This window comes from Shewanella sp. N2AIL, assembly GCF_022690845.1.
Taxonomy (GTDB): Bacteria; Pseudomonadota; Gammaproteobacteria; order Enterobacterales; family Shewanellaceae; genus Shewanella; species Shewanella baltica.
This window is the reverse complement of sequence record NZ_JALBYT010000033.1, coordinates 1-25,287: the sequence shown is the minus strand read 5'-3', so window position 1 is coordinate 25,287 and position 25,287 is coordinate 1. Positions and strand designations below refer to the sequence as shown.

Here is a 25,287-nt window from a genome sequence, read left to right as displayed (position 1 = left end):
TGAGCACCTCAGTCCTTGATGTCACTAATGGCATATTGAAGGGATTAAACTTCTTCAACATCAACCAAATCTTTTGCTAAAACAATTGGATCAAGTTCAAGGCAATCTTCATCAGTCTGCCAATCCACACCGATCAATACACCATCGTCGTTGAGATCAGACACCCAATATTCCAGAAATTCTTCTAATGAAATAGCAACGGGTTGGTAGTCGTGCCATTCGTCGCTGCAATGGGATTTTGCAGTGGCTTCACTTGACCACAATGGCATCACATCTGTGTCTTCAAATTCTGAAGAATCACAAACGACCCAGCCTTCGCCAGTTTCATCCATTAGACCCCAAAGCGTCTGATGTTGTTTTACATTTTTGATAAAGCCAGCCAAAGCCGCATTGATTTCAGTCATGATAGGTCTCTTTGATGTGTGCTGTTAACTTATCCATTATACGGTAACATGCTGCGATACCAAGGGATTCTTTGTTAAGATTTTTCTTGTGTTGGATAACTGAGCAATAAGCCGGTGCCACAAGGTATTTATGGCGATAAGGATTGTGTTACGTGTCGCTATGGGTCAGGATTATTGGCAATGATAAGCCTTGATGCAGTGTGCTTTACTGTTCAAGTGTGACTCAGATAGAGGCTTTCCGTGGGGGGAGAAACATGTCTTCTATACCATTGGCCGTTAAAGGTTTTTTTAATAGAACCTTTAACTCGTTATGCCAAGGCGAATATCTCTCTAGGGCAATCCCCTCTCGAAGAAGGAAGATTGTCGTGTTTAGCCACAGCAGTGTGATTACTGTGCCATTGTTGTGAAATCAAATATTGGAGTTGTTGATTTGATTAAAATTAAAGGGTTAACTTATCTGTTTGCGAGTATTGCCGCCTGTGTCAGTCTGAGTGCCTGTTCCAGCGTGCCAGCGGCGAGTGCCAGTTCCAACACTAACGCAGTCAGTAGCAATGCAAGTGGCATAGCCGCAGAAGCCAACCCAATGCCCGATATCAGTGCTAGCGTACAAGCGAATGCCGAGGCATTTCCGAGTTGTTTGACTGGGCTACAAGCGCGGGCGCGCACCGAAGGGCTGTCAGAGGCGACGATTAACTCGACCATTGCAAATTTGAAATTTGTGCCTCGGGTGATTGAGCTCGATCAGCAACAACCTGAATTCAGCCAGACCTTCGATAATTATTTCAGTAAGCGCGCCACCGAATGGCGCGTCAATGAAGGCCGTCGCTTACTGAAAAAACACAGCGTTTTACTCAATCAACTAGCTAAAGAATATGGCGTGCCGCCGCAATATATCTTGTCTTTTTGGGGGCTTGAAACTAACTATGGTTCCTATAAAGGCAAGATGTCGGTATTGAATTCGCTCGCGACTTTGGCCTGTGAGCCACGCCGTAGCAATTATTTCACCATAGAACTGATGCAAGCCTTAAAGCTGAAAGAAAAGTATCAGTTCGATGATGACACTATGGTGGGATCATGGGCTGGCGCCATGGGACACACGCAATTTATGCCGTCGGCCTATGCCAAATATGCCGTCGACGGTGACGGCGATGGTAAAGCCGATTTATGGAATAGCACCACAGACGCGCTGACTTCCGCCGCGAACTTTTTACAGCACTTAGGCTGGCAGCGAAATGAACGCTGGGGCCGTGAAGTCTTATTACCAAAGGATTTTAGTTACAGCCATTTAGGGGCGAAACAGCCCTTGGCGTTATCAGAGTGGGCCGCCCTTAATGTCACGCAAGCGAATGGTCAACCTTTGCCCGCCGTTGATATTCAAGCCGCGTTGTATTTGCCTGCAGGCCATACAGGGCCTGCCTTTTTAGGCTATGAGAACTTCAATGTGATCATGCGTTGGAATCGCTCCGAGTATTATGCCATTACAGTAGGGCATCTCGCCGATCGCATTAATGGTGGCTTACCTTTGACAGTGAGCCCGCCAGAACAGCCACGCTTAAGTCGTGAGCAAGTTAAGCAATTGCAAGCAAAACTGAATGAGGCCGGATTTGATGTTGGCAAGCCAGATGGTGTGTTAGGGCGTAACTCTGTGGCAGGATTGCAAGCCTTTCAACGGAGCAAACAGATGATTGCCGATGGCTTCCCAAGCCCAGAGGTGTTTACTGCTTTAGGACTATCACTGTAGCCACTGTCACTGTCGTTACTGCAGCCAAAGAGCGCTCGCCGCGGGTTTTGAGCGCTTTTAGGCCGGATAAAAAAGTGGAGTGAAAAGCTCAGTTTTGTTAAGCTCGGCCCACAATTGAAATCGAAGAAAATCAAAGGATATTCGATGAGCATTAAAGACGATATGGTTGTGCAGTTTAACTACACACTGCGTGACGAGAAAGGCGAAGTGATTGAGACGAACGAAGGTCGCGATCCGATTGCCTATTTACACGGTCATGACAACATGATGCCTGGTGTAGAAAACGCGATCAATGGTAAAGCCATCGGTGAAAAATTCACTGTGACTTTACCTGCTGCCGAAACATACGGTGAGCGCGTAGCGGATGCTGATGCGCACCAACGTGTGTCGGTTAAGCACTTATTGGGCGCGACTGCGTGGAAACCGGGTATGACTGCTGTGGTCAATACTGACCAAGGTCAACGCCAAGTGACTATCGTTAAAGTGGGTAAGTTTATGGCGACTGTGGATGTCAACCATCCATTAGCGGGCCGCGAACTGACATTTGATATCGAAGTCGTTGGTGCCCGTGACGCGAGTGATGAAGAAATCGCCCACGGCCATGCCCATGGCGCTGGTGGTCATCACCACTAATCTTTAGGCTTCGGGTTCAGCTTCGAACTTGGCTTTTATCTGACTCAATGTGAGATGAGTATAAGTTCAGAATAAGTTGAATGAATCGAGGCAGAAGATTGAATAGCAAAAGCCCAAACCTAGGTTTGGGCTTTTTTGTTTTTATGGTGCTAATGGCTTAATAGTTAGCGCAACTGCTAATGGCTCTTCATCTCGCTAATGGCTCTTTATCTGGCTAATGGCTATGTTCATGAGCGAGTGGTTTGTCGGCAAACATTATATCTAGACTTGCTTGGGTTTGTGGATGGTAACCGCTGCGAGCCCTAAGATAGACACTCTTGGCCCAGTCGTACTGATCTGTGCTTGCAAGCTTTTGATATAACGGCACGATTAAGCGCATGCGACCAATATGGGTCAAGTGCTGTTTTAAAGCAGGTAGTACCGCGTAATAGCCGTTGTCTAGGGCGAGTGAATACCATGCAAAAGCGATTTCACTGTTGCCTGTGCCCGTAAAATGGAACGCCTTATCCAGCTCGGCAAGCTTGGCTTGGTCTAGATTGACTCTTGGCATTTCATTGATAAACCTTAACCACTGGTGCACTGTCCAAGTGCTGGTTTTCAACTCACTTGCACTAAGTTTTCTGTCGAGCCAAGTTTGTCTTTGGGCATCGATATCATCGAAGGCGTGGGAATTGGGCGGCACTAAAAATGGCGGCAAACCTTGACCTTCAATCCAAGTATCCACTTCGGCCTCACTGACAACATTGGGATATTTGTTTAATAGATTCAAAGATAAATACTCACGGAACTGCGCCGTGGTAATGCTTTGAAATGCAAAATGATTGAAGTAGCTTTTCACAAAAGCATCGAAGCGTTCGCGGCCAAATTTCTGCTCTAAAAAGATTAAGAACAACTGGCCTTTCACATAAGGGACACCGCTGAAGGCCTCGTCTGGCGAGCGTTTGCCAAGATCCACATGCAGCACTGAATCGCCAGGCGTGAGTTCTGCAAGCTCGGCAAGCAGCTCAGAATAGCCGATGGTTTGCTCCATCAGCGCTCGGTCGCGGCCGTAGAGATCTTCCATGATGCGGTTCTCAACATAGGTAGTAAAACCTTCATTAAGCCAGAGATCGCGCCAAGTGGCGTTGGTCACCAAGTTACCCGACCACGAGTGGGCAAGTTCATGGGCAATTAGACTCACTAAACTTTTATCACCCGCGATCACCGTTGGCGTAATAAACGAAAGCCGTGGATTTTCCATCCCGCCGAAGGGGAAGCTTGGCGGCAAAATAAGCAAGTCATAACGTCCCCAACGGTAATCGCCGTAACGTTTAGCGGCGATTTTGATCATCTCCGGCGTGTCGGCAAATTCCTTGCTGGCTTTGTCGAGGATTTCTGGCTCAGCCCAAATGCCCGAGATGTTATCTAAAGGGGAGAACTTTAAATGCCCGGCTGCAATGGCGATTAAATAAGCAGGGATCGCCTGCGGCATAGTGAATTGGGTCTGCGTGCTCGACAGGGTTTTACGATCGGCACTCATGACCACAGTAATGGCTTTATCGGCAGTAATCGTTGCGCTATAGGTTTGGCGCACGGCTGGGGTATCTTGCAGTGGGATCCAGCTGCGAGCATGAATCGCCTGACTCTGACTGAACATAAAAGGTAACTGTTTACCTTGGGTTTGCTCTGGAGTTAACCATTGAATACCGGATGGATTATTCGACGTGTGGTAATTGATTTTAACTTTTTGGGTATCTTCATCAGCAAGTTTTATGGTCAGCGCCGCGCCTTTTACAGCGTCAGCTTTGGCTAAGGTGAAGGGCACGCTTTGCCATTTCCCAGTTGAATTCAAAGCACTCACACTGTTAATCGTCAGATCTCGGGTATCTAAGATGAGTTCCTTCCCCAGTTTATGCCAAGCTAAATCGAGGGTGGCTTCACCGGATAAGCGGCTTTGTTTAAAATCGACGGCAAGGGCTAGCTCCACATGACTCACGCTGACTTCAGTGTAATTGGCGTAGGTCAGTGCATCTTGGTTCTGCTGCGTCTGTGCTTGTACAACAGTGGCAGTCGGCTCAGCGGCTAACGTATTTGGAGCGCTATTGGCATAGGTGCTAGCAAGGAGTTGCAGCGCAAACAAAAGGGCGCTGCTTAGGACGGTACGTCGAAGTGAAAGCATTATTTAACAGCCTAATGATGAAGTATTTTTGCTCGAGTTTTGGGCGATAAGTGCACCAATTTGCTTGGTGTTCTATCGACCCATTCTATTTAGGGCAAAAGTTTACCTGATAATCCACTGGATTTGTTATCTCACTGTTAGCTCAAATGTAATCAAACTTTAATGGCTCGTATGCTGGCAAGGAAATGCCATCGGTAAAAGACCACAAGTTTGCTATGATGTCGGCGTTTTCACATAGGGCGGTTATCAAAATGGTGTTAGATTTTTCGCAGGGTAAGTTAATCGTCACTGAGTTCGAAGTGCAAGTGCGGCTCAATGTTGCCAGTATCGTGCTGCAAGCGAGTGCTGAGGATATCGGTTTGAGACGTCAGCCACCTATGTTAATCGCCGATGGTGGCGGTGTGCGTTGGAGCTTAGTGTTGGACTCAAATGCCCAGTTACGGGCGATTCAAGATGTGCTGGGAATGGATGCGGAATAAAGTACGCCTGCGTTGTGCAGAGTGGTTAACTTATAGATTTATCATCAGTTTTTAGTTGATGAGTGTTTAATATCGAATTGGGAATTTTTAGAATGTCAGTTTCTCTTGAGCGTATTGTCGTTGAACCTAAGACGCCTGCTACAGCCGTGGTCATTTGGTTACATGGATTAGGGGATTCGGGTGCCGGATTTGCCCCCGTAGTGCCTGCATTAGGCTTACCTGCCGATCATGCTATCCGGTTTATTTTCCCCCATGCACCGGAGCAAGCCGTGACCATCAATGGCGGCTACGTCATGCGCGCTTGGTACGATATTAAAAGCATGGATTTGCACGACAGAGCTGATATGCAAGGGGTGCTTGAGTCGGAGAAAAGGGTTGCTGCATTAATTAACGAACAAATCGCGGCGGGTATTGCGAGCGAGCGTATCGTATTAGCAGGATTCAGTCAGGGCGGAGTCATGAGTTTATTCTCTGGACTGCGTTTCCCCGAGCAACTTGCAGGGATTATGGCGCTGTCTTGCTATTTACCTACGGGCGATGTATTACCCGCTGAATTAAGCGCAGCGAATCGTAATACACCCATATTACAGCAACACGGTCTACAGGATGATGTAGTGCCACTATCCGCTGGAACATTAGCCAAAGAAGCCTTAATTACGGGCGGTTATAATGTGGTGTGGCAGACTTATCCTATGCCACATTCAGTGATCCCTGCACAGTTAAAAGAGATTTCTAAGTGGTTATTACAGCGATTTGAAATGTAGAGAAGTCTAATTGCTGATAAAAGCAGCATGCGGTAAATTGAAAGTTGCCCATGCTTGTTTTTTTATGGGAACAATCACTGTTTTCTGTAATGTTTTCTAAGTCATTTATACTGAACGATTTAAATTAATTTATTTCATTTTTATTTTTAATTCTCTAAATATATAGAAATCAGTCATTCAGCTTATTTTTTATATGAAACAAATCTGTCTTAAAGCGCCCGCGAATTCCCCTATAAATGTCAAGTTTTTAATAAAAATGACACAATTTATCTTTATTCTTTGTTATTATCCGTGACGCTGAACTTGATGGAGTTCACGGCAATCTTTCTATGATAAAATAATTAAAATCAAGGGGTTGATGTAATGAGACATATGCTTATTAAAGGACTAGTTGCAACTGCTGTTGTCGCTGCGCTTGCGGGTTGTAATAATAGTGATGACGATAAAGTCCCAACAACGTGTGCTGAAGCGGGAAGCGCTTGCACAACATTTACCGTTTTACACACCAATGATAACCACGGCCGCTTCTGGCAGAGTGAGTATGGTGAATATGGTATGGCAGCTCGTAAAACGCTAATTGATCAGATCCGTGATGAAGTTGAATCACGTGGTAGTCAAGTATTACTCCTGTCTGGTGGTGATATCAATACCGGAGTCCCTGAGTCAGATATGCAAGATGCTGTACCAGATTTTATTGGTATGAACCTGATTGGTTATGATGCGATGGCAGTGGGAAATCATGAATTTGATAATCCATTAGATATTGTTGAAATGCAGAGGAAACTTGCTGATTTCCCTATGTTAGCCGCTAACATATACGATAAAGTTTCAGGGAAACGCTATTTTGATCCTTATAAAGTTTTTCATATAAATGGATTACGTATAGCCGTTATTGGTCTCACTACTGTAGACACCGCTAAAATCGGTAATCCAGAGTATTTGACTAACCTTGAATTTACCGATCCTCAAGTTGAAATCAAGAAAGTGATAAAAGAAATTAAAGATGCAAAAGCTGCTGATTTAATTTTTGCCACAACACATATGGGACATTATGCTAATGCTGCAAGTGGAAGTAATGCGCCAGGAGATGTCTCGCTAGCAAGAGCACTTAATGAAGGCGATTTACAAGCGATCATTGGTGGACATTCACAAAATCCTGTGTGCATGGAACCAGGTAATGAATCTTATGCAGTATTTAACCGTGGCGATGAGTGTAAGCCAGATCAGCAAAAAGGTACTTACATTATGCAGGCCCATGAATGGGGTAAATATGTAGGTCGTGCCGATTTCGAATATTTTAATGGCGAGTTGCATTTAGCGAGTTATAAGTTAGTGCCAGTCAATTTAATGGTTTTAGATGCATATGGTACTCCTGCTCTTGCAGTTAAAGATGATAAAAAATCAACAACATTAGTACCTGGTACATCAAAAATTGATGAAGATATCGGAGTGTTACAAGTCTTAAGACCTTACCAGGAGAAAGGACAAGCATTATTAGATGTTATCATTGGTAATACGGATGGAATGTTAGTTGGGGAGCGAAACAATGTTCGTTCTGAACAGACTAATCTTGGCCATTTATTAGCCAGAGCTCAAAGCCAATATAAACTGGTTAACAGTGACTTTGGTATCATGAATTCTGGTGGTGTAAGAGCATCTATTCCGGCAGGAAACATTACATATCGTGATGTACTAACAGTCCAGCCATTTGGCAACATGGTTGCTAAAGCTACCATGAAAGGCTCAGATATTACACAATACTTAAATACTGTTGCGACAATTAGTGTTGGTAGTGGTGGATATGCTCAATTCGATGGTATTAAGATGGCCGTTGATTGTGATGCAAAAAAAGTCACTGTAAACGATATCAATGGTAAAGGGTTTAGTGACAATGAAGAATATACATTCTCAATCTCTACATTTAGTGCCGCTGGTGGAGACAAATATCCAGTGATCAGTGCGACATCTATTGAGGTTGCTGATGCTTTAGTTTTGCGAGACTTTATTGAAACTAAAACAGATATCAAGGTTGCTGACTTTAATCCTGTTGCTGGTGATATAACTTATACATCAGCTGGTGGCGAAGTTAAAGGTTGTCCTGCTGCTCCTAAGTTGTAATATAAGGCTTAGATAACATTTATGTAAATGTGCTCACCAGTTGATTTTATTATTAACTGGTGTTTTTATTTAAGCATCTAAATTAATTTATCGCCATTATTTAGTCTGAGTCGTCAGAATGTTTTTAATGTTAAGATTACTCTGATTTAGTGGTTTTAGCATAATTTAGTGATTCCTTGATAATTGAAACTTTTATTTGTGAGCTTATTTATCTAGGAGTTAGTACGGCACAGTATATAGTGATGTCTCAGGAATGGCTTTGTTACCTAAATAAGTTGAACTAAAACCGTAGCCGCAGATCTGATCGGCATCGCCTATCAACTTACCCATCAACCGTGTCAAAACCTCGCTATAAAACAACCAACTGGAAGCAATACAACCAAGCCTTAATCAACCGCGGTCCACTTACCTTCTGGATTGATGAGGATGCAATTGCTAAGTGGAAAGCCAAGGTCGAGCAGCCCAAGAAAGGTCGTCCTCGTGTGTTTAGCGACTTAGCCATTACCACTGCGTTGATGGTTAAGCGTATTTTCTCTATGCCACTGAGAGCCTTACAGGGCTTTATCAATTCGGTGTTTAAACTGGGTGACATCCCATGATCTTGCCCGCATTACACCTGCATCAGTAAACGCGCGAAAACGGTCAATATTGCTTTTAAAACCAAGACTCGCGGCGCCATTGAGCACTTAGCTATCGACTCAACAGGCTTGAAGGTCTATGGCGAAGGTGAGTGGAAAGTGAAGAAACATGGCACAGATGGCAAGCGCCGAGTGTGGCGTAAACTGCATATTGCCGTAGATACACATAGCCATGAAATTATTGCCGCAGAACTCAGTTTATCAGGTGTCACAGACGCTGAAGTGATGCCCAATTTACTTAAGCAAACCCATCGAAAAATCCGCAATATCTCGGGTGATGGTGCTTACGACACGAAAGCCTGTCACGAAGCAGTTCGTCGAAAGCGCGCTTTAGTGCTCATTCCACCTAGGGAAGGTGCTGCACTATGGGAACAAGGGCATCCACGAAACTTAGCCGTCAGTTGGCAACAGCTTCATGGCTCAAATAAGCAATGGAAAAAACGGTATGGTTATCATCGCCGTTCAATCTCAGAAACCGCCATGTACAGGATAAAACAACTGCTAGGAGGCACGTTGAGCATGCGGAATTATAGCGCTCAGGTGGGAGAAACTTATGCGATGATTAGGGCTTTGAACAAGCTTACTGGGCTAGGTATGTCTGAAACCCGCTATGTAGCTTGATATTTGAACAATGATGAGAGTTTTGTTCGCTGACTCGATTTAGGAAACAAAGCCTATTCTTTCTTGAAAGAGAAACAAGCGATTAAAGCTGCTGACTACAGTCCGATAGGCGATATCGTTTATGAAAACTCAAACAGTGTTGAAGGTTGTCAACTTTAAGTAATCAATCATTACTCAGTGTTTAAATATAAATGCCACTCAATGGAGTGGCATTTTTATGGCTAATTAATATTGAATTAAGTGTAATTTAATGTTCAGGGGTCCACTAATGATACATATTGATTTATTTGTGGCACTAAATTGTGTTGCGCTATTTTTTGGTAACAAATAAGTTTTATTGTATCAGGTTGTTTTTTTAATATATTTAATCAATCTAAACTCCTTAAGTCCATGATGCGTATTAATTTTTTCATGTCTAAATTTGGTTTTTTATGTTTTAGTTTGTATCAATTTGTTTTATTTTTGAATTAACTTGTTTTAATGGTTGACTTAAATGTTGCGCATTAACATTATCTCTACAGCGAAATAGAGTTCGCTGGTTAAATATAAAAATAAAAACATAGGGTTTTATTTGCCTCAAGGAGAGATTAATGCGCTATTTAAGTTTAACGGCCAAAGCCGTTCGTGCTAGTTTAATTACTGCGGCGACAAGCAGTGTGGTTTTTTCGGGATTAGGTTTTTCTGCAATGATAAATGCAGCAGAAGAAAATACCAAAGTTGAACGCATTGAAGTGACGGGTTCTCGTATTAAACAAGTTGATATGGAAACCGTTTCACCCGTGACTGTCATCAATGCTGCAGATATTGCTATGACAGGTGAAAAAACCGTTGCTGACGTATTAAATAACTCTGCGATAAACAGCTTTGGTTCTTGGCGTGGTATTTCAGGTTATGGCTCTGGTGCAAGCTCAACCAGTAATGTCAATTTACGCGGTTTAGGATCGTCTGCGACCTTAGTGTTATTAGATGGACGCCGTATGCCAGGCACGAGTTCGAGCTCTGGCTCAGTGGCGGATACATCTTCTATCCCTATGGCTATCGTGGAACGTATTGAAATCCTGCGGGATGGCGCTTCAGCAGTCTATGGTTCCGATGCGGTGGCGGGCGTGATAAACATTATCACTAAGAAAGAGTTTGAAGGTTTTCAGCTTGATTACAGTACAGAGCAACCAAGCGTAGAAGGGGGCGATGCTAACCGTTTATCGCTTGCAACTGGCTTTAATACAGATAAAGGCAATATCACTCTCACCTATGAATATTATGATACTAAAGCGGTAATGGACCGTGATATTTGGCGAATGGATGATTCAAGTTATAACGCCTATAGCGGATATAGCTCAGTACCAAATGGTAAATATGGACCAGGCAATGGTAGCTGGTATAGTAATTCAGATATATGTGAAAAAACGGAAAATACCATAGACTCAGGTGATGGTCGTTGTTTATATAATCATGGTAATGTCACTAAGTTATTTGGTGATCAAACCCGTAACTCGCTATTATCTAATTTCTCCTATGAAATTTCAGAAAATATAAAATTCCGAGGCCGAGCTTCTGCGTCTTTAGCTGAAACTGAAACTCGTTATGCGGGTACACCAGTATCAACGAATACCCCTGTGATGAGTGCCGATAATAAGTACAACCCAGTTGGCGAAGAATTAGTTATTTCTATGCGAGGCGCACAACTTGGTGAGCGAGATACATTAACTGAAACCAACAATTTTGATATTCTTGGTGGCTTTGTTGGCACAATAGATTCCGGTAATGGTATCGACTGGGAATTAAATGCCCAGCATGCGACCTCAACAACAAACAGTTTTAACTACAATTTACTGAATGACAATATTATTCAGCAAGAAATAGATTCAGAGCAATATGATATTTTCAATACCTCTGGCATGAGTTATGAGCAGTGGGACCAACAGATGACAGATCTGTATCGCAAAGCTGCACATACTGGGGTTTATCAGGGTAAATTTGAAAGTACTCAATTGGATGGTCTTGCTTCGACCTTACTACTCGATGACGGTGATTTTTCGGTCGCTATGGTTGGCGGTCTTGAATATGAAATGATCAAGTTTAAGCAAACCAGTGATCCAGAATCGGCCGCGGGTATTATCTCCGGCGGTTCGGGTGGTGATGATGTGGACGCCACGCGTGACCGTAGCGCCGCTTATTTGGAACTCCAAGTTGGCTTACCTGCCAACGTTGAGTTCTCTGCCGCAGTACGTTATGAGCGCTATGAGCAGGAAGGAACCCTCACAGGGCCTCAAGGGGAGGTGGTTAACTCATCGACCTTCGATGCCGTGGTGCCTAAGTTTGGTTTAAGCTGGCGTCCTATAGACACGCTATTACTGCGTGCTAGCTATGGTGACTCATTCCGCGCGCCGAATATGAGTGAAATGTTCTCGTCTCAATCTTTGAGTTTTGAGAAGAGCGTTGACTCTTTATGGTGTAATGAACCCGGTAACGTGGATGCCATATATTGCGCCACTAATAATCAGCATAAAACTTGGTTTGGTGGTAACCCAAACTTAGAGGCTGAAGAGGGTAACTCGTTAACTTTTGGTGGCGTTTGGAATGTCACTGATGCATGGAACTTGGAGTTATCTTATTACTCAATCACCTACGACAACAAAATTGAGTCGATTGATGTAGATGATATCCTGCGCGATGAAATCAAGAATGGATCTTCTCCCTATGTGACCCGTGGTCCAGATGGTAAGATTGAGTATATTGAGGCGGGAATTCGTAATTTAGCCACAGTTGAGACCTCTGGTATCGATTTTGTAACGGCTTATAACTTAGAGACAGGTTTTGGTGATTTCAATTTCAAACTGGATTTGACTCACGTGCTTGATTTTAAGAAGCAGGATAATGCCGAATCAGAGATGATCGATTACGCAGGAACAACAGACTCACCCGATTGGCGCGGTAATTTTGCGACAAGTTGGAAATACGATGATTTCTCTGCCGCATGGACAGTCGTCTATATTGGTAGTCAATCAGCAAGTTATTTCAACAAGTTAGAAAAAACCGACCGTTATGTCGATTACGATAATTACTTTAAACACAATATCCAATTTGGTTATACCCATGCTTATAACGGCTCTATCACAGTAGGGGTGAATAATGTGTTTGATGCTGAAACACCAAACTATTATACCTACGCCGATTATCGCGATGTGAATGTGGGTTTATATGATGTGTTAGGTAGAACGTATTACCTGAGAATAAACCAGAAGTTTTAGGTTGTCCGCCCTCCCTGGATAACTCAAACCTCCGCTTGCGGAGGTTTTTTTGCTTATTTTTTTGCCTGCTTTTCAGGTTGCTTATCGGATCAGCGCTGTCAATGTGTGAGGCGCAGCTCGTGGCGATGTTCGTGTTGATAATGCTCGGCGCAGGAGGCGCAGCGTTGTTCAGTGGGATCTTGGTTTAAGCGTTCGGTTTCGATTTCTGCCTCACAATCCGAGCAAAGACCGTAGAGGCCTAAGTCGAGCTGACAAAAGGCGGCATCAAGTTTATTCAGCTGGCAAAATAGCGGGTGATCGGCCAGTGGCGTTTGCGCCAATGTATCAATTAACTCTGTCAGACTCAGGCTAGCATAATGCTCCCCTATGACTTCGAGGAACGGAGGGAGCGCGCCGAGTTCTTTCCTTAGATTAGCTTCAAGCTCTGACAATTCATGTCTGATATGGGTGGTGCTCACGTAAAATCGCCTATTTCATTTGACTCTAGGCGTCCAGTCTAATAGTTCCACTACCAACGACTATGATAAAGATCAAGTATCTGCCACATTTTAGGTTTTTCCGCCGTTAAAAATCGAAAAAGTACTTCATTCCTATCGCATTATGTGTGCTATCGCTAAGTCCCTTCCATGGCTCACATTGCCGCGCATTGAATCTCGATTTCTAACAGTTTTATGGTTGGCCGTCGTTCTGTGGTTGCTCACTCTTCTATGATTCGTTGCCTAAGTTTCGCTGCGCAGCTTCTAATACAGCAACGATTTCTTCTGTGGTTTTAAACACGCGCAGCTCCCTGAACAAGGTATCGGCTTCGGGATATTGACGATTGAGGTAGGTAAACCACTGTTTGATTCGGGCGGGATAATAGTCGCTCTTGCGGCCATTGAGTTCCCTTTGGGTATAACTGAGCATCAGCCCTAAGGTTTGCGCCCAAGTATAAGGGGTTGCGCCTGTCTTGATGGTATCGGCCAAGTTCGGCAATGAAATCGCCCCGCGGCCGATCATAATACTGTCGCAGCCGGTGACTTCGATACATCGCTTAGCATCATCGCTGTTCCAAATCTCGCCGTTGGCGATCACCGGGATCGGCAAACGTTTGCGTACTTCTGTGATGTATTCCCAGTAGGCTGGCGGTCTGTAGCCGTCGACTTTACTACGCGCATGGATGGCAAGCTCAGTTGCTCCGGCTTCATACACAGCAATGGCATTCTCCATGAACAGTGACTTATCTTCGTAGCCCAAACGTATTTTAGCGGTCACGGCATGTTCTTTCGGTACCGCTTGACGCATGGCTTTGACAATATCGTGCACACTCTCAGGATATTGCAGTAATACGGCGCCACCTTTGCTGCGGTTAACGATTTTAGCCGGACAGCCAAAGTTGGCATCGACACCGTGTGAACCGAGTTCAATCGCCCGCAGGGCATTTTCGCCCATACATTGGGGCTCTTGGCCGAGTAACTGCACTCGCACTGGCGTACCCGAAGGGGTATTGCCGTTGTTGAGCAGCTCAGGACAAAGTTTGAGAAAGACTTTTTCAGGCAGCAGTTGGTCTACCACACGCACAAATTCGGTGACGAGCAAATCGTAGGGATTGATGGTCGATAGAATATCACGCATCAAAGCGTCTACTACGCCTTCCATTGGAGCCAAAATCACACGCACTGCAGTAAACCCATATCTATTTGCAAAGGGCGAGCATTCTACCTTATCGGCCTTAAGTTACAAAGTGGTCGAGTGAATGCGGATGAATAGGCGCCCCCATAGATAAAATCCACGCTAAACTGATTGTCCTAGCAGGATATTTTGATCATTTCTGTGATTTAGTGATATTTTTTGCAATAGAATTGAAACAGGGCAGGTCTTTTGCAGTAAGCCAGCTACTTCTACTGTTGTTGGTCAACATTACTCAATAAACAAGAAGGGATTATTTATGAATTCAGTTAAAAAAACAGCAGTTGCAGTAGCCTTAGGTTCAGTCGTCATGAGTTCAGCTTTTGCAGTCAATGCTCAAACCAACCCGTTTGGTTTTGAAGCAATGGATGCGGGTTATCAAATTGTCGGCTCAGAAGGAAAATGTGGTGAAGCCAAATGCGGCGCGGATATGAAGAAAGCCGCCGCTGAAAAAGCCAAAGAAGGTAAATGTGGTGAAGCTAAATGTGGCGCCGAGATGAAAAAAGCGGCTGCAGATAAAGCCCATGAAGGCAAGTGTGGCGAAGCGAAATGCGGTGCCGATGTGAAAAAAGCCGCGATGGCGAAAGCACACGAAGGTAAGTGTGGTGAAGCGAAATGTGGTGCGGATATGAAGAAAACCGCCGAGAAAGTTGACGCTAAAGTCGAAGCCGTTAAAAAAGAAATGAAATAAATCCGACTGCACTGATCCCGCAGTAATGGGGGTTATTGAGTCTTAAGAGGCCAGCCCGCGCTGGTCTCATTTGTTTTATCCTAAAGCGATGACAGCAAGCGTTCGTGAGGTTCTATGAATGATCAAAAAAATGCGGCACAGGTAGGGCTGGGCTTACGGCGAGAAATGCTCAGTGAGTTTTGTGAATCGGTGCCTGAAGCGATTAATTTTTTTGAAGTGGCACCAGAAAACTGGATGACCTTAGGCGGTAAGTTTGGCCGTCAATTTCGTGAACTGACCGAGCAACATACTTTCTATTGCCACGGTTTGAGCTTATCGATTGGTAGCCCAGAGCCCTTAGATCTCGCGTTTGTAAAAAACATCAAAACCTTTATGGATTTACACCAAATCCAAATCTATTCCGAACACTTAAGTTATTGCTCAGGCCAAGGTCACTTATACGATCTCATGCCGATCCCTTTTACCGACGCCGCGGTAAAGCATGTGGCGGCGCGGGTGAAGCAGGTCGAAGATATTTTAGAGCGGCCACTTATTTTAGAAAATGTGTCATTTTATGCCGCCCCCGGCGCGCGCATGAGTGAACTTGAATTCGTCAATGCTGTGCTGCAAGAAGCCGATTGTAAGCTGCTACTCGATGTGAACAACATCTATGTGAACTCGATAAATCATCAATACGATGCCGATACCTTTTTACAGGCCATGCCGACGGAGCGTATCGCTTATCTGCATATCGCTGGGCACTACAAGCAAGCTGAAGATTTACTCATCGACACCCATGGCGCTGCCATTAACGATCCCGTTTGGGCACTGTTGCAACGTTGCTATGCCTTACATGGGGTAAAGCCGACCTTGCTTGAGCGTGACTTTAATGTGCCTACAACTGCTGAATTGTTGCTCGAGCTAAATCAAATCCACGCTTATCAAGCGGCGGCGCCCAGCTCTCACATTCAAAATAGCGCTCATGTTGTAAAGAGGATCGCCTAATGGATTTTAAGCAAGTGCAGCAATCCTTTATCGATTATATCCGCGATCCGTCTCGGCCATTGCCCGCGGATACTGATGTCCGGCGCATGCAGGTTTACCGCGAGTTATTTTTTAATAATGTACTGGGATTTGTGTCGAACGGCTTTCCCGTGCTGAAAAGTTTGTATTCTGAGGAAGAGTGGTTGGCATTAGTGCAAAGCTTTTTTAGTCAACATGATTGCCAATCGCCGATTTTTATCGATATCGCGGGCGAATTTTTAGATTTTTTACAGCAGCAATATCAGCCCACGGCAAATGATCCTGTTTTTATGCTCGAATTAGCCCACTATGAATGGCTAGAGTTAGCTGTTGCGGTTGCACATGCGAGTGGGGATGAATCTCAACTTAGCCCAGCGCAAATTCCGATGCAGGCCTTATGTTTATCGAAGACGGCGAGGGTGGCGCAGTATCATTTTGAGGTGCAGCACATTCGTCAGGATTATCGTCCGCAGCAACAACTCGATACGCCAGTGTTTTTTTGTCTCTATCAAGATGTTGATTGCGAAGTGTGTTTCCTACAGTTAAATCCCTTAAGTGCACAGGTGCTGGCATTTCTTCAAGCTCAGGGCCAAGCGAGTTTTCAAGAGATACTTGATTGGTTAACAATCACTTACCCTCAAATGGCACCTCAGGTTATTGGGCAAGGTTGTAGCCAGTTACTCGAGCAATTAGCGGCCAAAGGGATAGTGCGCGGTCGTCAGTCTTAAGGTGGGGATTATTGCCGAAATAAATGCAATAACCCTACATCTAAAGGGTTTTTATTAATTTGACAAACCGCTACAATGTCGGCCGTTTTGTGATCTCAATCACTGTACGATTCCTGCGCACTTATACTTGCACATACTAGAGGAGCTGTAATGAGTAGTCAGCCGTTCAAAGACCCATTTAATTTTTTGTATTTTATTGGTTTTATTTTAGTTTTACTGTTGCCGACTCTGCCAGCAAGCCTGTCTTGGTTAAAGCACTTAGGTCTAATTTAAGCGAGCGTTAATCTCGAGCGCATAGACTATTGGCCACTCTTAGAGTGGCTTTTGTTTTTCTGATAAAGGGTAAGTAAATCGATGGTATTAAAGCGCGGATTATTTTTATTGTTAGGTTTAACCGCGTTAGCCTTGGGTTTACTCGGTATCGTGCTGCCTTTGCTACCGACCGTGCCGTTTATCTTGCTTGCCGCTTTTTGCTTTGCCCGCTCCAGTGAACGTTTACACCATTGGTTGATGACTCATCCTTGGTTTGCCGATGCCTTAACCCAGTGGCAAGAGCAGCGAGCAATGCGTAAGGGGTTGAAACGCAAAGCTATGGTCGTCAGCGCGCTGAGTTTTAGTGTCAGCATTATTGTGGTGCCTATCCTTTGGGTAAAAGGTTTGCTGCTCGTGATGGCACTCGTCTTACTCTGGTATCTCAAAGGGATCCCTGAAATAGAGGGATGATTGAGCGACACTATGGATTCAATGTGTGACAAATCGTTTTCGCCGCGTCATGGGTGAGGGGATTTAACACAGTGCCGACAGGGTTTGATCTAAGGCACAAATTGATAACCTTTCCATCACTTGTGCGTTGTGATTGTTGCAACTAAAACTAAAGCGGCATAAGCTTTGTCCGACTTTCGACAATGCGTCCACCCAGTGTGGACGTTTTGTTTTATACCGCCAACGCTAGGTTGGTGAATTGATTAAGTAACTTATTAAGTAAATATGATGGCTATGAATACAGAAACCTTATCCTTGATAAAGCAAAGCATTAAAACGATTCCTAATTATCCTAAGGAAGGGATTTTATTTCGAGATGTCACCAGTTTGCTTGAGAATGCAGCCGCCTATAAAGCGACCATCGACTTGTTAGTTGAACATTATCGTGGCCAAGGCTTTACCAAAATTGTGGGCACTGAGGCCCGTGGTTTCTTGTTTGGCGCGCCGCTGGCTTTAGAATTGGGTGTGGGTTTTGTACCTGTGCGTAAACCGGGTAAATTACCGCGTGCGACTATCAGCCAAAGCTATGAACTGGAATACGGTCACGATAGCCTAGAAATTCATACCGATGCGATTAACCCAAATGACAAAGTGCTAGTCGTTGACGATTTACTCGCGACTGGCGGTACTATTGAAGCGACCGTTAAACTCATTCGCCAACTGGGCGGTGAAGTTAAACATGCGGCCTTTGTGATCTCATTACCTGATTTAGGTGGTGAAGCCCGTTTAACCGCATTAGGGCTTGAGTTGGTTAAACTTTGTGAGTTTGAAGGCGAATAAATCTGCAGCTAAAGGCGCCTTGGGATAGTTTGATGGCATGTCAAATCATGACATGTTATCTTTCAAAGTTCTCGGGGCGCATGCTCCCGCTCTTGTATCACATACTCTGGGGAGTTCCATGTCATATCAGGTGTTAGCCAGAAAATGGCGCCCTGCCACATTTGATCAAATGGTTGGCCAAAGCCATGTTTTGCATGCCTTGACCAATGCGTTAAGCCAGCAGCGCTTACATCATGCATACCTGTTTACGGGAACGCGCGGTGTCGGTAAAACCAGCTTGGCGCGACTCTTTGCCAAAGGCTTAAATTGCGAACAAGGCGTGACAGCGACTCCCTGTGGTGCTTGCGGCAGCTGCGTGGAAATCGCTCAAGGCCGTTTTGTCGATTTAATTGAAGTCGATGCCGCGTCCCGCACTAAGGTCGATGACACCCGTGAGCTGTTAGACAATGTGCAGTATCGTCCGACCCGTGGCCGTTTTAAGGTTTATCTCATCGACGAAGTGCATATGCTGTCACGCAGCAGTTTTAACGCACTGCTCAAAACCTTAGAAGAACCCCCCGAACACGTTAAATTTCTTTTGGCGACAACTGATCCACAGAAACTTCCCGTGACTGTGTTATCCCGTTGTTTGCAATTCAATTTAAAAAGCCTGACCCAAGGCGAAATTAGCACTCAGCTCAATCATATCTTGACCCAAGAGCAGCTTCCCTTTGAGGCTGAAGCCTTAAAGCTTCTTGCCAAAGCCGCCAATGGCAGTATGCGTGATGCCTTGAGTTTGACCGATCAAGCGATTGCCTTTGGTGGCGGCAATGTGATGCTCACTCAAGTGCAAACTATGCTGGGCAGTATTGATGAGCAGCATGTGGTTGCCTTGCTTAAAGCCTTAACCGATGCCGATATTGGCGTGTTAATGCATACGTGTGCCCAAGTGCTCGCGTACGGCGCCGATGCCCAAGAAGTACTGCGCAGTTTACTTGAACTGTTACATCAAATTACCTTGACCCAATTTGCCCCCGCGGCCGCGCAGCAATCTTTGTATAGCGCGCAAATTCGCGCCTTTGCCGAGCAGCTTACGCCGGAGCAAGTGCAGCTTTATTATCAGATTTTATTAACGGGCCGCAAAGATTTACCCCATGCACCCGATCCTAAATCGGGTCTTGAGATGGCGCTGTTACGCGCAGTCGCATTTGTGCCAGAAAAGCCGGTAAAGCGTTGGCAGCCAGATGCGGTCGCAGAGATCCGTTTACCCGAAGGGCAAACGCCCGTTGCGGCAACTGCTGCAGCGCAAGCTCCTCATGTAAATGAACCACAGTTTGCTGAACCACATAGCACTGAACCACATATAGCTGAAACAGTGCCTGCTGAAAAAAAAACAGCATTAATTGAGCTAACTAGTGCTAACCAGCATGTTGAAACCGCGCAAGCGGCCGCTGTTACAACGGCTGAAGCGTCAATTGAGCCAGCAGATACTGTAGAGCAGGCGCTTGATGCTGAGCTCGAAGCGGATGCAGCATTAATTGCCGAACAGGCGGTGATTCTAAGTCAGGCGCACAGTCAGGGATTTAACGCTGACAGCTTAAACGCTGACACAGTTAATGCTGAGGTAGAGCCTCAAACTCAAACAGTATCAACCGCTCAAGCGCCTTCTATACACATTTCTGAACCCGTTGCTGACATTGAAGCATCGGTTGCCAGTCTTGATGCTCAGAATAGTGACATTCCTGAATTAATCGGGGCAGCTGCCGAGTCGAGTATTGTTAATCCAGCTATGGCTGAAACGCTTGTTGATTCAACATCTGCTGATAACAACAGCGCTGCTGAGAACACACTGGATAACAATCCCACCGCTAACAATACGCTTGAGCAAAAGGGGCTAGATGAACATCGCCCCTATGGAACTGAAGCCGAGCATTCATATCCAGCGATAGGAGCTTATGCCCAAGAGTCAGCACCGCTCGATTCCTATCAAGATGCTTATGTTGAATTCTCTTCCGGCTCTTACAATGACGATGATTTTCATCACAGCTTTGACTCTCATGCTGTGCCTGATGATGTTCAACACTCAGCTAATGTTCAACACTCAGATAGTGTTCAACATTCTGCTGATGTTCAAAGCGCAGCAAGTATTCAAAGTGCTGTAGGCATGCAAGGCTCTGTTGATAGTCAGTCAGCTGCAATGGCTCAAGTGTCTCCTCAGACACCAACACCAACTCCAATTTCAATTCCAACACTAGCCTCCGCATCCTTAGCCGATGATGATATTCTCTCGGCGGTGTTGGCTGCGCGAGATTCACTGTTATCAGATCTCGACGCCTTAAGTGTTAAGGACGGTGATGAAAAAAAGTCGTCACTGGACTCAAAATTAAAGACACCAAACAGTAAAGCCAATGGGATCAGTTTATCAAAACCTGCCAGTAAAAGTGATGCAAGTAAGACAAGTGCGTCATTCTCTGCCGATCCCGCCGCTGATTTAGATCCCGATTTAACAATAGATTTCGATGATGATTTTGACTTAGATCTTGAGCCAATTGCTCTGCATCAATCAGTGCCTTCGGCTGCAAGCGCATCAGGTTCTGTCCCTGCTGAACCAGTCAAACCGGCAACATATGATCGTCCACCTTGGGAGGCTGCGCCAGAAGTAGCGTCAACAGCTGAGCTTATCGAAACGACTCAGGTTGATAGCGGCAATACTAATATCGCTGATGCTGTGATGGCTCAAGGCTCTGATATAAATGATGACTCTGCCAGCAGTTGCCAAGGATCTTTAGAGACTAGCAACACTGCCAATGACGGACAGAATAATGCGGCAGATGGCAATGACTCCCGGAGTGCTGAGCAGGATTCAGGTTCGAAGTCACAAGCGCTTCAAACTCAAGCAAGGCATCAAGATAAAGTGCAAGCTACCGCATTAACGCCGGCTAGCACGACTGCACTGACTCAGACGGCTAGCGCTGTTGAGCGCACGCAGGAGAGGGAAGTCGCGCTTAGTACACTTCCGATCAGCGGTCATCCATTAGATTTGCATTGGTACAAGTTAATGGCGAGCTTAGAGATCGGCGGGCGAGTGCGGCAACTGGCGGTTAATTCCGTTTGCCAAACCCAGAGCGATCCTTTGCCGCTGCTGCTTAAGCCAAATCAGAAACATCTTGCGGCCGATGTCGCCATAGTACAGCTTGAGCAAGCCTTAAGTGCTGCGCTTGGGAACCCAAGACGGGTACAAGTGGTCATAGGAATCGATGCGCAGCGGGAAACGCCTTTAGAGTTACGTAAACGTTTCCACCAAGAGTTGCTGCAACAGGCGCATCAATCACTGATCCATGATGACAATGTACAATGGTTGATCCAACGTATGGGCGCCGAACTCGATGCCGACAGTTTAGTGTATCCGCCCGAGTTGTTGAATTTACGCAGTCAGCAAATACAAGCGTTACCTGAGTTAACTGAGGCGGCGAGTTAACCATTATTGACGAGCCCTTGGGTAAAATGTTCGTCGTTAATTTGTAACCTTGTAGTTTAAATTTGAGCTCAAAGTGCATATTTATAGTGATGCTGCTGAGAAACTCGGCATCGAGATCATAAGTTTATTAACAAGATAACGGCATTGATTGCCAATCCCATTTATTTAAGTAAGATTAGCCGCGTTAATGCTTGCGACTAACCCTAATAGAAGAGAAAAGACTATGTTTGGAAAAGGCGGTATGGGCAATCTGATGAAACAGGCCCAGATGATGCAAGAAAAAATGGCCAAAGTGCAGGAAGAAATCGCCCGTATGGAAATGGTGGGTGAATCTGGTGCAGGTTTGGTGAAAGTCACCATGACTGGCGCGCACACAGTGCGTAAAGTTGAAATCGACCCAAGCCTGATGGAAGACGACAAAGAAATGCTGGAAGATTTGATTGCTGCGGCTTGTAATGACGCTGCCCGTCGAATCGAAGAAAACCAAAAAACTAAAATGGCCGAAGTCACTGGTGGTATGCAATTACCTCCAGGCATGAAAATGCCATTTTAATTGAGATAGCCGATGAAATTTAGTCCACTGTTAGATGAGTTAATTCAGTCCCTGCGTTGTTTACCTGGGGTTGGGCCTAAATCGGCGCAACGTATGGCGTTTCAGTTACTCGAGCGCGACAGAAAAGCAGGGCTTAAATTAGCCAGTGCGCTGTCCAGTGCGATGAGTGACGTCGGTCATTGTCAGTCTTGCCGAACCTACACTGAAGAAACCCTCTGTCCGATTTGTGCTAGCCATAAACGCGGTACGTCTTCCACCATTTGTGTGGTGGAAACGCCCGCCGATGTATTAGCCATTGAGGCGGGTGGACATTTCACCGGTCGTTACTTTGTTCTATTAGGCCATCTATCGCCACTCGATGGTGTTGGGCCAGAAGAGTTAGGTTTAGCGTTACTTGAGCGCCATTTGGCCTCGGGTGATGTTGCTGAGTTGATTCTGGCGACCAATCCGACGGTAGAAGGCGAGGCAACAGCGCATTTTATTGCTGATATGGCCAGACGCCATAAGGTGATGATCAGTCGCATCGCCCACGGCGTACCCGTTGGTGGCGAGCTTGAATACGTGGATAGCACGACGTTAGCCTTGTCATTTAATGGCCGTTTACCGCTTTAACAGAACACAGTGACTCAGTTTAGTTAGTGTAATGCGATTGATTATATTAGCTTAATTTAAATGCTGAACTGTTCAACTCGACTCAATTGCCGCGATATCCCATAAACCCGCCAAGAACTTATCTTGAGCGGGTTTTTATTTGCCCAGTGTTTTAACCTAGATGTTGAGGCTGGGTTGTTATGATAGGTTTATCGATAGCGCCGTGGTTGCTTCAATTCTCATCTCAATTGATATATATCCATATAAAAACTAGGTTTATCAATAGTTTTTTAAATTTCATACTTGTCTTATGCGAGCTTCATCCGTAAAGTCGGTTTGATAAGAAGCGGGCTAAGTTGCGATTTACTACAGTGTTCGAGCCTTTGTGCCTAAGCTAATTCGTGGATTTAGATCTGTGTGCTTAGCTCTGTGTACGTTGAACCGGACAGGTATTTTTTATTAGAAAACCATGGAGGGGACTCATTGGAAAAGATTACGATTAGGCATGCAGAGAAGCGTGACGCAGCAGCCATTCAAGCCGTATATGCCTGCCCAAATGCCTATACGGGTACCTTACAACTCCCTTGGCCATCGACCGATAAATGGGAGTCACGCCTTGCGGCAACATCGAATCATATTAGTCGCTATGTCGCAGAGATTGAAGGTAAAATTGTCGGCGAGTTGGGTTTTGAGCTGTATGAGCAACCGCGTCGTAGGCATGTTGCCTCCTTTGGAATGGGGGTAAAAGACAGCTACCAAGGCCGCGGTGTTGGTAGCGCCTTGATTAATGCTATGCTTGAGCTCACCGATAAATGGATGAATATAAAACGAATTGAATTAACGGTTTATACTGATAATCATGCCGCCATTGGTCTATATAAAAAGTTTGGCTTTGTGATTGAAGGTGAGTCGAAGGATTTTGCCTTTAGAAATGGTGAGTTTGTCAGTGTGTATCATATGGCGCGGATAAAATAGCATGCTGATCTCGGCGCTATTTTAGCTGTTGCTTAAGGCATTTACTTTAAGAACGGACTCTAAGTGCTCATTCCATTCCAAGTCCTAACTTTAAGAACTTACTTCAAGTGCTCACTTCACAAATCGAGGTTAGGAAATAGCATTAAGCGCTCATTTCCAGAGCTCGCTTTAGGTGCTAAGTGCATGTATATCTCAACTTTTAAGGATAAAAAATGGGACTCATTTTATTGCCACTGCTGATACTTTGGTTGGGTGTTGGTATTTATGCCATTCGTATCGGCTATCAAGTCTTAGCGGGGACGTCTCAATTAAGCTATGTACTCAGTGTTTGTGCTATCGCTATCGTGGCATTACTGCTTTATCTCTATTTCGGTTTCGCTCAATTTAAGGAAAATAAAGCGTTGTGGGCGTTCGAAATCCCGATGTTTTTTGCTGCGAATAAGCTCGCTTTTGGCGTCATGATCCTTGGTCTTTTAATGCACTGGTTCGGTCAAGGTGTTCTCACTTTCGCTTATTTGAAACCTCTACCTTTCATCATGATTTTCACCGTTTCCTTTGGTGCTATGGCCGGAGTCATATTGTCCGATACCTTCATGGCGAAATTTGAAATCCAAAAAACGCATTGAGATCAGCTAATCAGGTTAAATTTTTAGTTCGGATGCTGTTGCTGAAGTGGATTTGAACTGATGACCATCGCCTGTTATTTATGAAGAGTTGATCCCGACGAGTTAGCATGCCGCTCTATCCCATATTTTACTGTGGGTTTCATTGATTTTTAGGTACAAAAAAACCAGCTTATGCTGGTTAAATTGGTTGCGGGAGCCGGATTTGAACCGACGACCTTCGGGTTATGAGCCCGACGAGCTACCATACTGCTCCATCCCGCGTCCGATTGTTGTGCTAATTTTTTTAACTTTCACTAGTAAGAAAGTGGTTGCGGGAGCCGGATTTGAACCGACGACCTTCGGGTTATGAGCCCGACGAGCTACCATACTGCTCCATCCCGCGTCCGATTGTTGTGCTAGTTTTTTTAACTTTCACTAGTAAGAAAGTGGTTGCGGGAGCCGGATTTGAACCGACGACCTTCGGGTTATGAGCCCGACGAGCTACCATACTGCTCCATCCCGCGTCCGATTGTTGCGCTAGTTTTTTTAACTTTCACTAGTAAGAAAGTGGTTGCGGGAGCCGGATTTGAACCGACGACCTTCGGGTTATGAGCCCGACGAGCTACCATACTGCTCCATCCCGCGTCCGATTGTTGTGCTAGTTTTTT

Annotated in this window: 20 protein-coding genes, 4 tRNA genes and 1 pseudogene; 17 read left to right on the top strand and 8 right to left on the bottom strand. The window is 45.1% G+C overall.

Translation table 11 applies throughout. The features are described 5' to 3' along the window. Positions 1 to 44: 44 nt before the first annotated feature. Positions 45 to 404 carry a DUF2750 domain-containing protein gene (locus MO387_RS16995; protein WP_006082098.1) on the bottom strand — a complete coding sequence of 120 codons (360 nt, stop codon included), beginning with the start codon at positions 402 to 404 and terminating at the stop codon, positions 45 to 47. Between the two features lie 430 nt (positions 405 to 834). Between MO387_RS16995 and MO387_RS16990 the strand changes: the two genes are divergently transcribed. Continuing rightward, positions 835 to 2,145: a lytic murein transglycosylase gene (locus MO387_RS16990; protein ID WP_199908729.1), complete on the top strand. Its 1,311-nt coding sequence runs from the start codon at positions 835 to 837 to the stop codon at positions 2,143 to 2,145. A 144-nt stretch (positions 2,146 to 2,289) separates the two neighbouring features. After that, on the top strand, positions 2,290 to 2,778 hold the full coding sequence (locus tag MO387_RS16985; protein WP_006082096.1) for a peptidylprolyl isomerase: 489 nt from the start codon (positions 2,290 to 2,292) through the stop codon (positions 2,776 to 2,778). 214 nt (positions 2,779 to 2,992) lie between these two features. Here MO387_RS16985 and MO387_RS16980 read toward each other — a convergent pair whose 3' ends face one another. Then, positions 2,993 to 4,936 carry a M1 family metallopeptidase gene (locus MO387_RS16980; RefSeq protein WP_242326423.1) on the bottom strand — a complete coding sequence of 648 codons (1,944 nt, stop codon included), beginning with the start codon at positions 4,934 to 4,936 and terminating at the stop codon, positions 2,993 to 2,995. Between the two features lie 251 nt (positions 4,937 to 5,187). On the opposite strand from MO387_RS16980, the gene MO387_RS16975 reads away from it, so the two are divergent. The 5 genes and pseudogenes from MO387_RS16975 (at position 5,188) to MO387_RS16955 (ending at position 12,807) form a co-directional block, all read left to right on the top strand. Beyond that, on the top strand, positions 5,188 to 5,415 hold the full coding sequence (locus MO387_RS16975) for a DUF3389 family protein (protein WP_006082094.1): 228 nt from the start codon (positions 5,188 to 5,190) through the stop codon (positions 5,413 to 5,415). A gap of 92 nt (positions 5,416 to 5,507) precedes the next feature. Then, positions 5,508 to 6,179 carry a carboxylesterase gene (locus MO387_RS16970; protein ID WP_006086183.1) on the top strand — a complete coding sequence of 224 codons (672 nt, stop codon included), beginning with the start codon at positions 5,508 to 5,510 and terminating at the stop codon, positions 6,177 to 6,179. Between the two features lie 363 nt (positions 6,180 to 6,542). Then, positions 6,543 to 8,297 carry a bifunctional UDP-sugar hydrolase/5'-nucleotidase UshA gene (ushA, locus tag MO387_RS16965; RefSeq protein WP_107948007.1) on the top strand — a complete coding sequence of 585 codons (1,755 nt, stop codon included), beginning with the start codon at positions 6,543 to 6,545 and terminating at the stop codon, positions 8,295 to 8,297. 335 nt (positions 8,298 to 8,632) lie between these two features. After that, positions 8,633 to 9,556 (top strand): annotated as a pseudogene (locus MO387_RS16960) (IS5 family transposase). 590 nt (positions 9,557 to 10,146) lie between these two features. Then, positions 10,147 to 12,807: a TonB-dependent receptor gene (locus tag MO387_RS16955; RefSeq protein ID WP_107948005.1), complete on the top strand. Its 2,661-nt coding sequence runs from the start codon at positions 10,147 to 10,149 to the stop codon at positions 12,805 to 12,807. A 98-nt stretch (positions 12,808 to 12,905) separates the two neighbouring features. On the opposite strand, the gene MO387_RS16950 is transcribed toward MO387_RS16955, so the two are convergent. Beyond that, the gene (locus tag MO387_RS16950) at positions 12,906 to 13,265 is read right to left on the bottom strand and encodes a TraR/DksA C4-type zinc finger protein (protein ID WP_012089497.1); all 360 of its coding nucleotides are present in this window, start codon (positions 13,263 to 13,265) and stop codon (positions 12,906 to 12,908) included. A gap of 247 nt (positions 13,266 to 13,512) precedes the next feature. Beyond that, the gene (locus MO387_RS16945; protein WP_011847064.1) at positions 13,513 to 14,466 is read right to left on the bottom strand and encodes a tRNA-dihydrouridine synthase; all 954 of its coding nucleotides are present in this window, start codon (positions 14,464 to 14,466) and stop codon (positions 13,513 to 13,515) included. A gap of 268 nt (positions 14,467 to 14,734) precedes the next feature. On the opposite strand from MO387_RS16945, the gene MO387_RS16940 reads away from it, so the two are divergent. The 10 genes from MO387_RS16940 to MO387_RS16895 all read left to right on the top strand — a co-directional run bounded on the left by MO387_RS16940 (position 14,735) and on the right by MO387_RS16895 (position 24,640). Then, positions 14,735 to 15,166 (top strand): hypothetical protein, encoded by a 432-nt coding sequence (locus MO387_RS16940; protein WP_006082089.1) that lies wholly within the window; start codon positions 14,735 to 14,737, stop codon positions 15,164 to 15,166. 114 nt (positions 15,167 to 15,280) lie between these two features. Next, positions 15,281 to 16,150, top strand: coding sequence for a DUF692 domain-containing protein (locus MO387_RS16935; protein WP_011847062.1), 870 nt, complete (start codon positions 15,281 to 15,283; stop codon positions 16,148 to 16,150). Further along, a complete protein-coding gene (locus tag MO387_RS16930; RefSeq protein WP_107948003.1) occupies positions 16,150 to 16,896 on the top strand; it encodes a putative DNA-binding domain-containing protein in 747 nt (248 codons plus the stop codon). The genes MO387_RS16935 and MO387_RS16930 overlap by 1 nt, the downstream gene beginning before the upstream one ends. A 354-nt stretch (positions 16,897 to 17,250) precedes the next feature. Beyond that, entirely contained in the window at positions 17,251 to 17,619 is a 369-nt protein-coding gene (locus MO387_RS16925; RefSeq protein ID WP_012089492.1) for a YbaN family protein, read from the top strand. Positions 17,620 to 17,886: 267 nt separating this feature from the next. Beyond that, positions 17,887 to 18,438, top strand: a complete 552-nt coding sequence (gene apt / locus MO387_RS16920; protein WP_086010671.1) for an adenine phosphoribosyltransferase — start codon at positions 17,887 to 17,889, stop codon at positions 18,436 to 18,438. A 37-nt stretch (positions 18,439 to 18,475) separates the two neighbouring features. Beyond that, complete coding sequence (dnaX, locus tag MO387_RS16915; protein ID WP_107948001.1) at positions 18,476 to 21,895, top strand: DNA polymerase III subunit gamma/tau; 3,420 nt, start codon at positions 18,476 to 18,478, stop codon at positions 21,893 to 21,895. A 223-nt stretch (positions 21,896 to 22,118) separates the two neighbouring features. Continuing rightward, on the top strand, positions 22,119 to 22,448 hold the full coding sequence (locus MO387_RS16910) for a YbaB/EbfC family nucleoid-associated protein (protein WP_006082082.1): 330 nt from the start codon (positions 22,119 to 22,121) through the stop codon (positions 22,446 to 22,448). A 12-nt stretch (positions 22,449 to 22,460) separates the two neighbouring features. Beyond that, a complete protein-coding gene (recR, locus tag MO387_RS16905) occupies positions 22,461 to 23,060 on the top strand; it encodes a recombination mediator RecR (RefSeq protein ID WP_006082081.1) in 600 nt (199 codons plus the stop codon). 462 nt (positions 23,061 to 23,522) lie between these two features. Continuing rightward, positions 23,523 to 24,014, top strand: a complete 492-nt coding sequence (locus MO387_RS16900; protein ID WP_107947999.1) for a GNAT family N-acetyltransferase — start codon at positions 23,523 to 23,525, stop codon at positions 24,012 to 24,014. 212 nt (positions 24,015 to 24,226) lie between these two features. Continuing rightward, a complete protein-coding gene (locus tag MO387_RS16895; protein ID WP_107947996.1) occupies positions 24,227 to 24,640 on the top strand; it encodes a hypothetical protein in 414 nt (137 codons plus the stop codon). A 184-nt stretch (positions 24,641 to 24,824) separates the two neighbouring features. Here MO387_RS16895 and MO387_RS16890 read toward each other — a convergent pair. From MO387_RS16890 to MO387_RS16875, 4 genes are all read right to left on the bottom strand, one after another. Next, positions 24,825 to 24,901, bottom strand: a tRNA-Met gene (locus MO387_RS16890). Between the two features lie 44 nt (positions 24,902 to 24,945). Next, positions 24,946 to 25,022: transfer RNA gene (locus MO387_RS16885), tRNA-Met, on the bottom strand. A 44-nt stretch (positions 25,023 to 25,066) separates the two neighbouring features. After that, positions 25,067 to 25,143 (bottom strand) — tRNA-Met (locus tag MO387_RS16880). 44 nt (positions 25,144 to 25,187) lie between these two features. Further along, positions 25,188 to 25,264 (bottom strand) — tRNA-Met (locus tag MO387_RS16875). Positions 25,265 to 25,287 lie beyond the last annotated feature (23 nt).

Coding starts and splice junctions, on each gene's coding strand:
- MO387_RS16955 (WP_107948005.1), top strand. CDS start 10,147: ATGCGCTATTTAAGTTTAACGGCCAAAGCCGTTCGTGCTAGTTTAATT.
- dnaX (WP_107948001.1), top strand. CDS start 18,476: ATGTCAAATCATGACATGTTATCTTTCAAAGTTCTCGGGGCGCATGCT.
- ushA (WP_107948007.1), top strand. CDS start 6,543: ATGAGACATATGCTTATTAAAGGACTAGTTGCAACTGCTGTTGTCGCT.
- MO387_RS16895 (WP_107947996.1), top strand. CDS start 24,227: ATGGGACTCATTTTATTGCCACTGCTGATACTTTGGTTGGGTGTTGGT.
- MO387_RS16925 (WP_012089492.1), top strand. CDS start 17,251: ATGGTATTAAAGCGCGGATTATTTTTATTGTTAGGTTTAACCGCGTTA.
- MO387_RS16980 (WP_242326423.1), bottom strand. CDS start 4,936: ATGCTTTCACTTCGACGTACCGTCCTAAGCAGCGCCCTTTTGTTTGCG.
- MO387_RS16995 (WP_006082098.1), bottom strand. CDS start 404: ATGACTGAAATCAATGCGGCTTTGGCTGGCTTTATCAAAAATGTAAAA.
- MO387_RS16975 (WP_006082094.1), top strand. CDS start 5,188: ATGGTGTTAGATTTTTCGCAGGGTAAGTTAATCGTCACTGAGTTCGAA.
- MO387_RS16970 (WP_006086183.1), top strand. CDS start 5,508: ATGTCAGTTTCTCTTGAGCGTATTGTCGTTGAACCTAAGACGCCTGCT.
- MO387_RS16935 (WP_011847062.1), top strand. CDS start 15,281: ATGAATGATCAAAAAAATGCGGCACAGGTAGGGCTGGGCTTACGGCGA.
- MO387_RS16930 (WP_107948003.1), top strand. CDS start 16,150: ATGGATTTTAAGCAAGTGCAGCAATCCTTTATCGATTATATCCGCGAT.
- MO387_RS16985 (WP_006082096.1), top strand. CDS start 2,290: ATGAGCATTAAAGACGATATGGTTGTGCAGTTTAACTACACACTGCGT.
- apt (WP_086010671.1), top strand. CDS start 17,887: ATGGCTATGAATACAGAAACCTTATCCTTGATAAAGCAAAGCATTAAA.
- MO387_RS16910 (WP_006082082.1), top strand. CDS start 22,119: ATGTTTGGAAAAGGCGGTATGGGCAATCTGATGAAACAGGCCCAGATG.
- recR (WP_006082081.1), top strand. CDS start 22,461: ATGAAATTTAGTCCACTGTTAGATGAGTTAATTCAGTCCCTGCGTTGT.
- MO387_RS16940 (WP_006082089.1), top strand. CDS start 14,735: ATGAATTCAGTTAAAAAAACAGCAGTTGCAGTAGCCTTAGGTTCAGTC.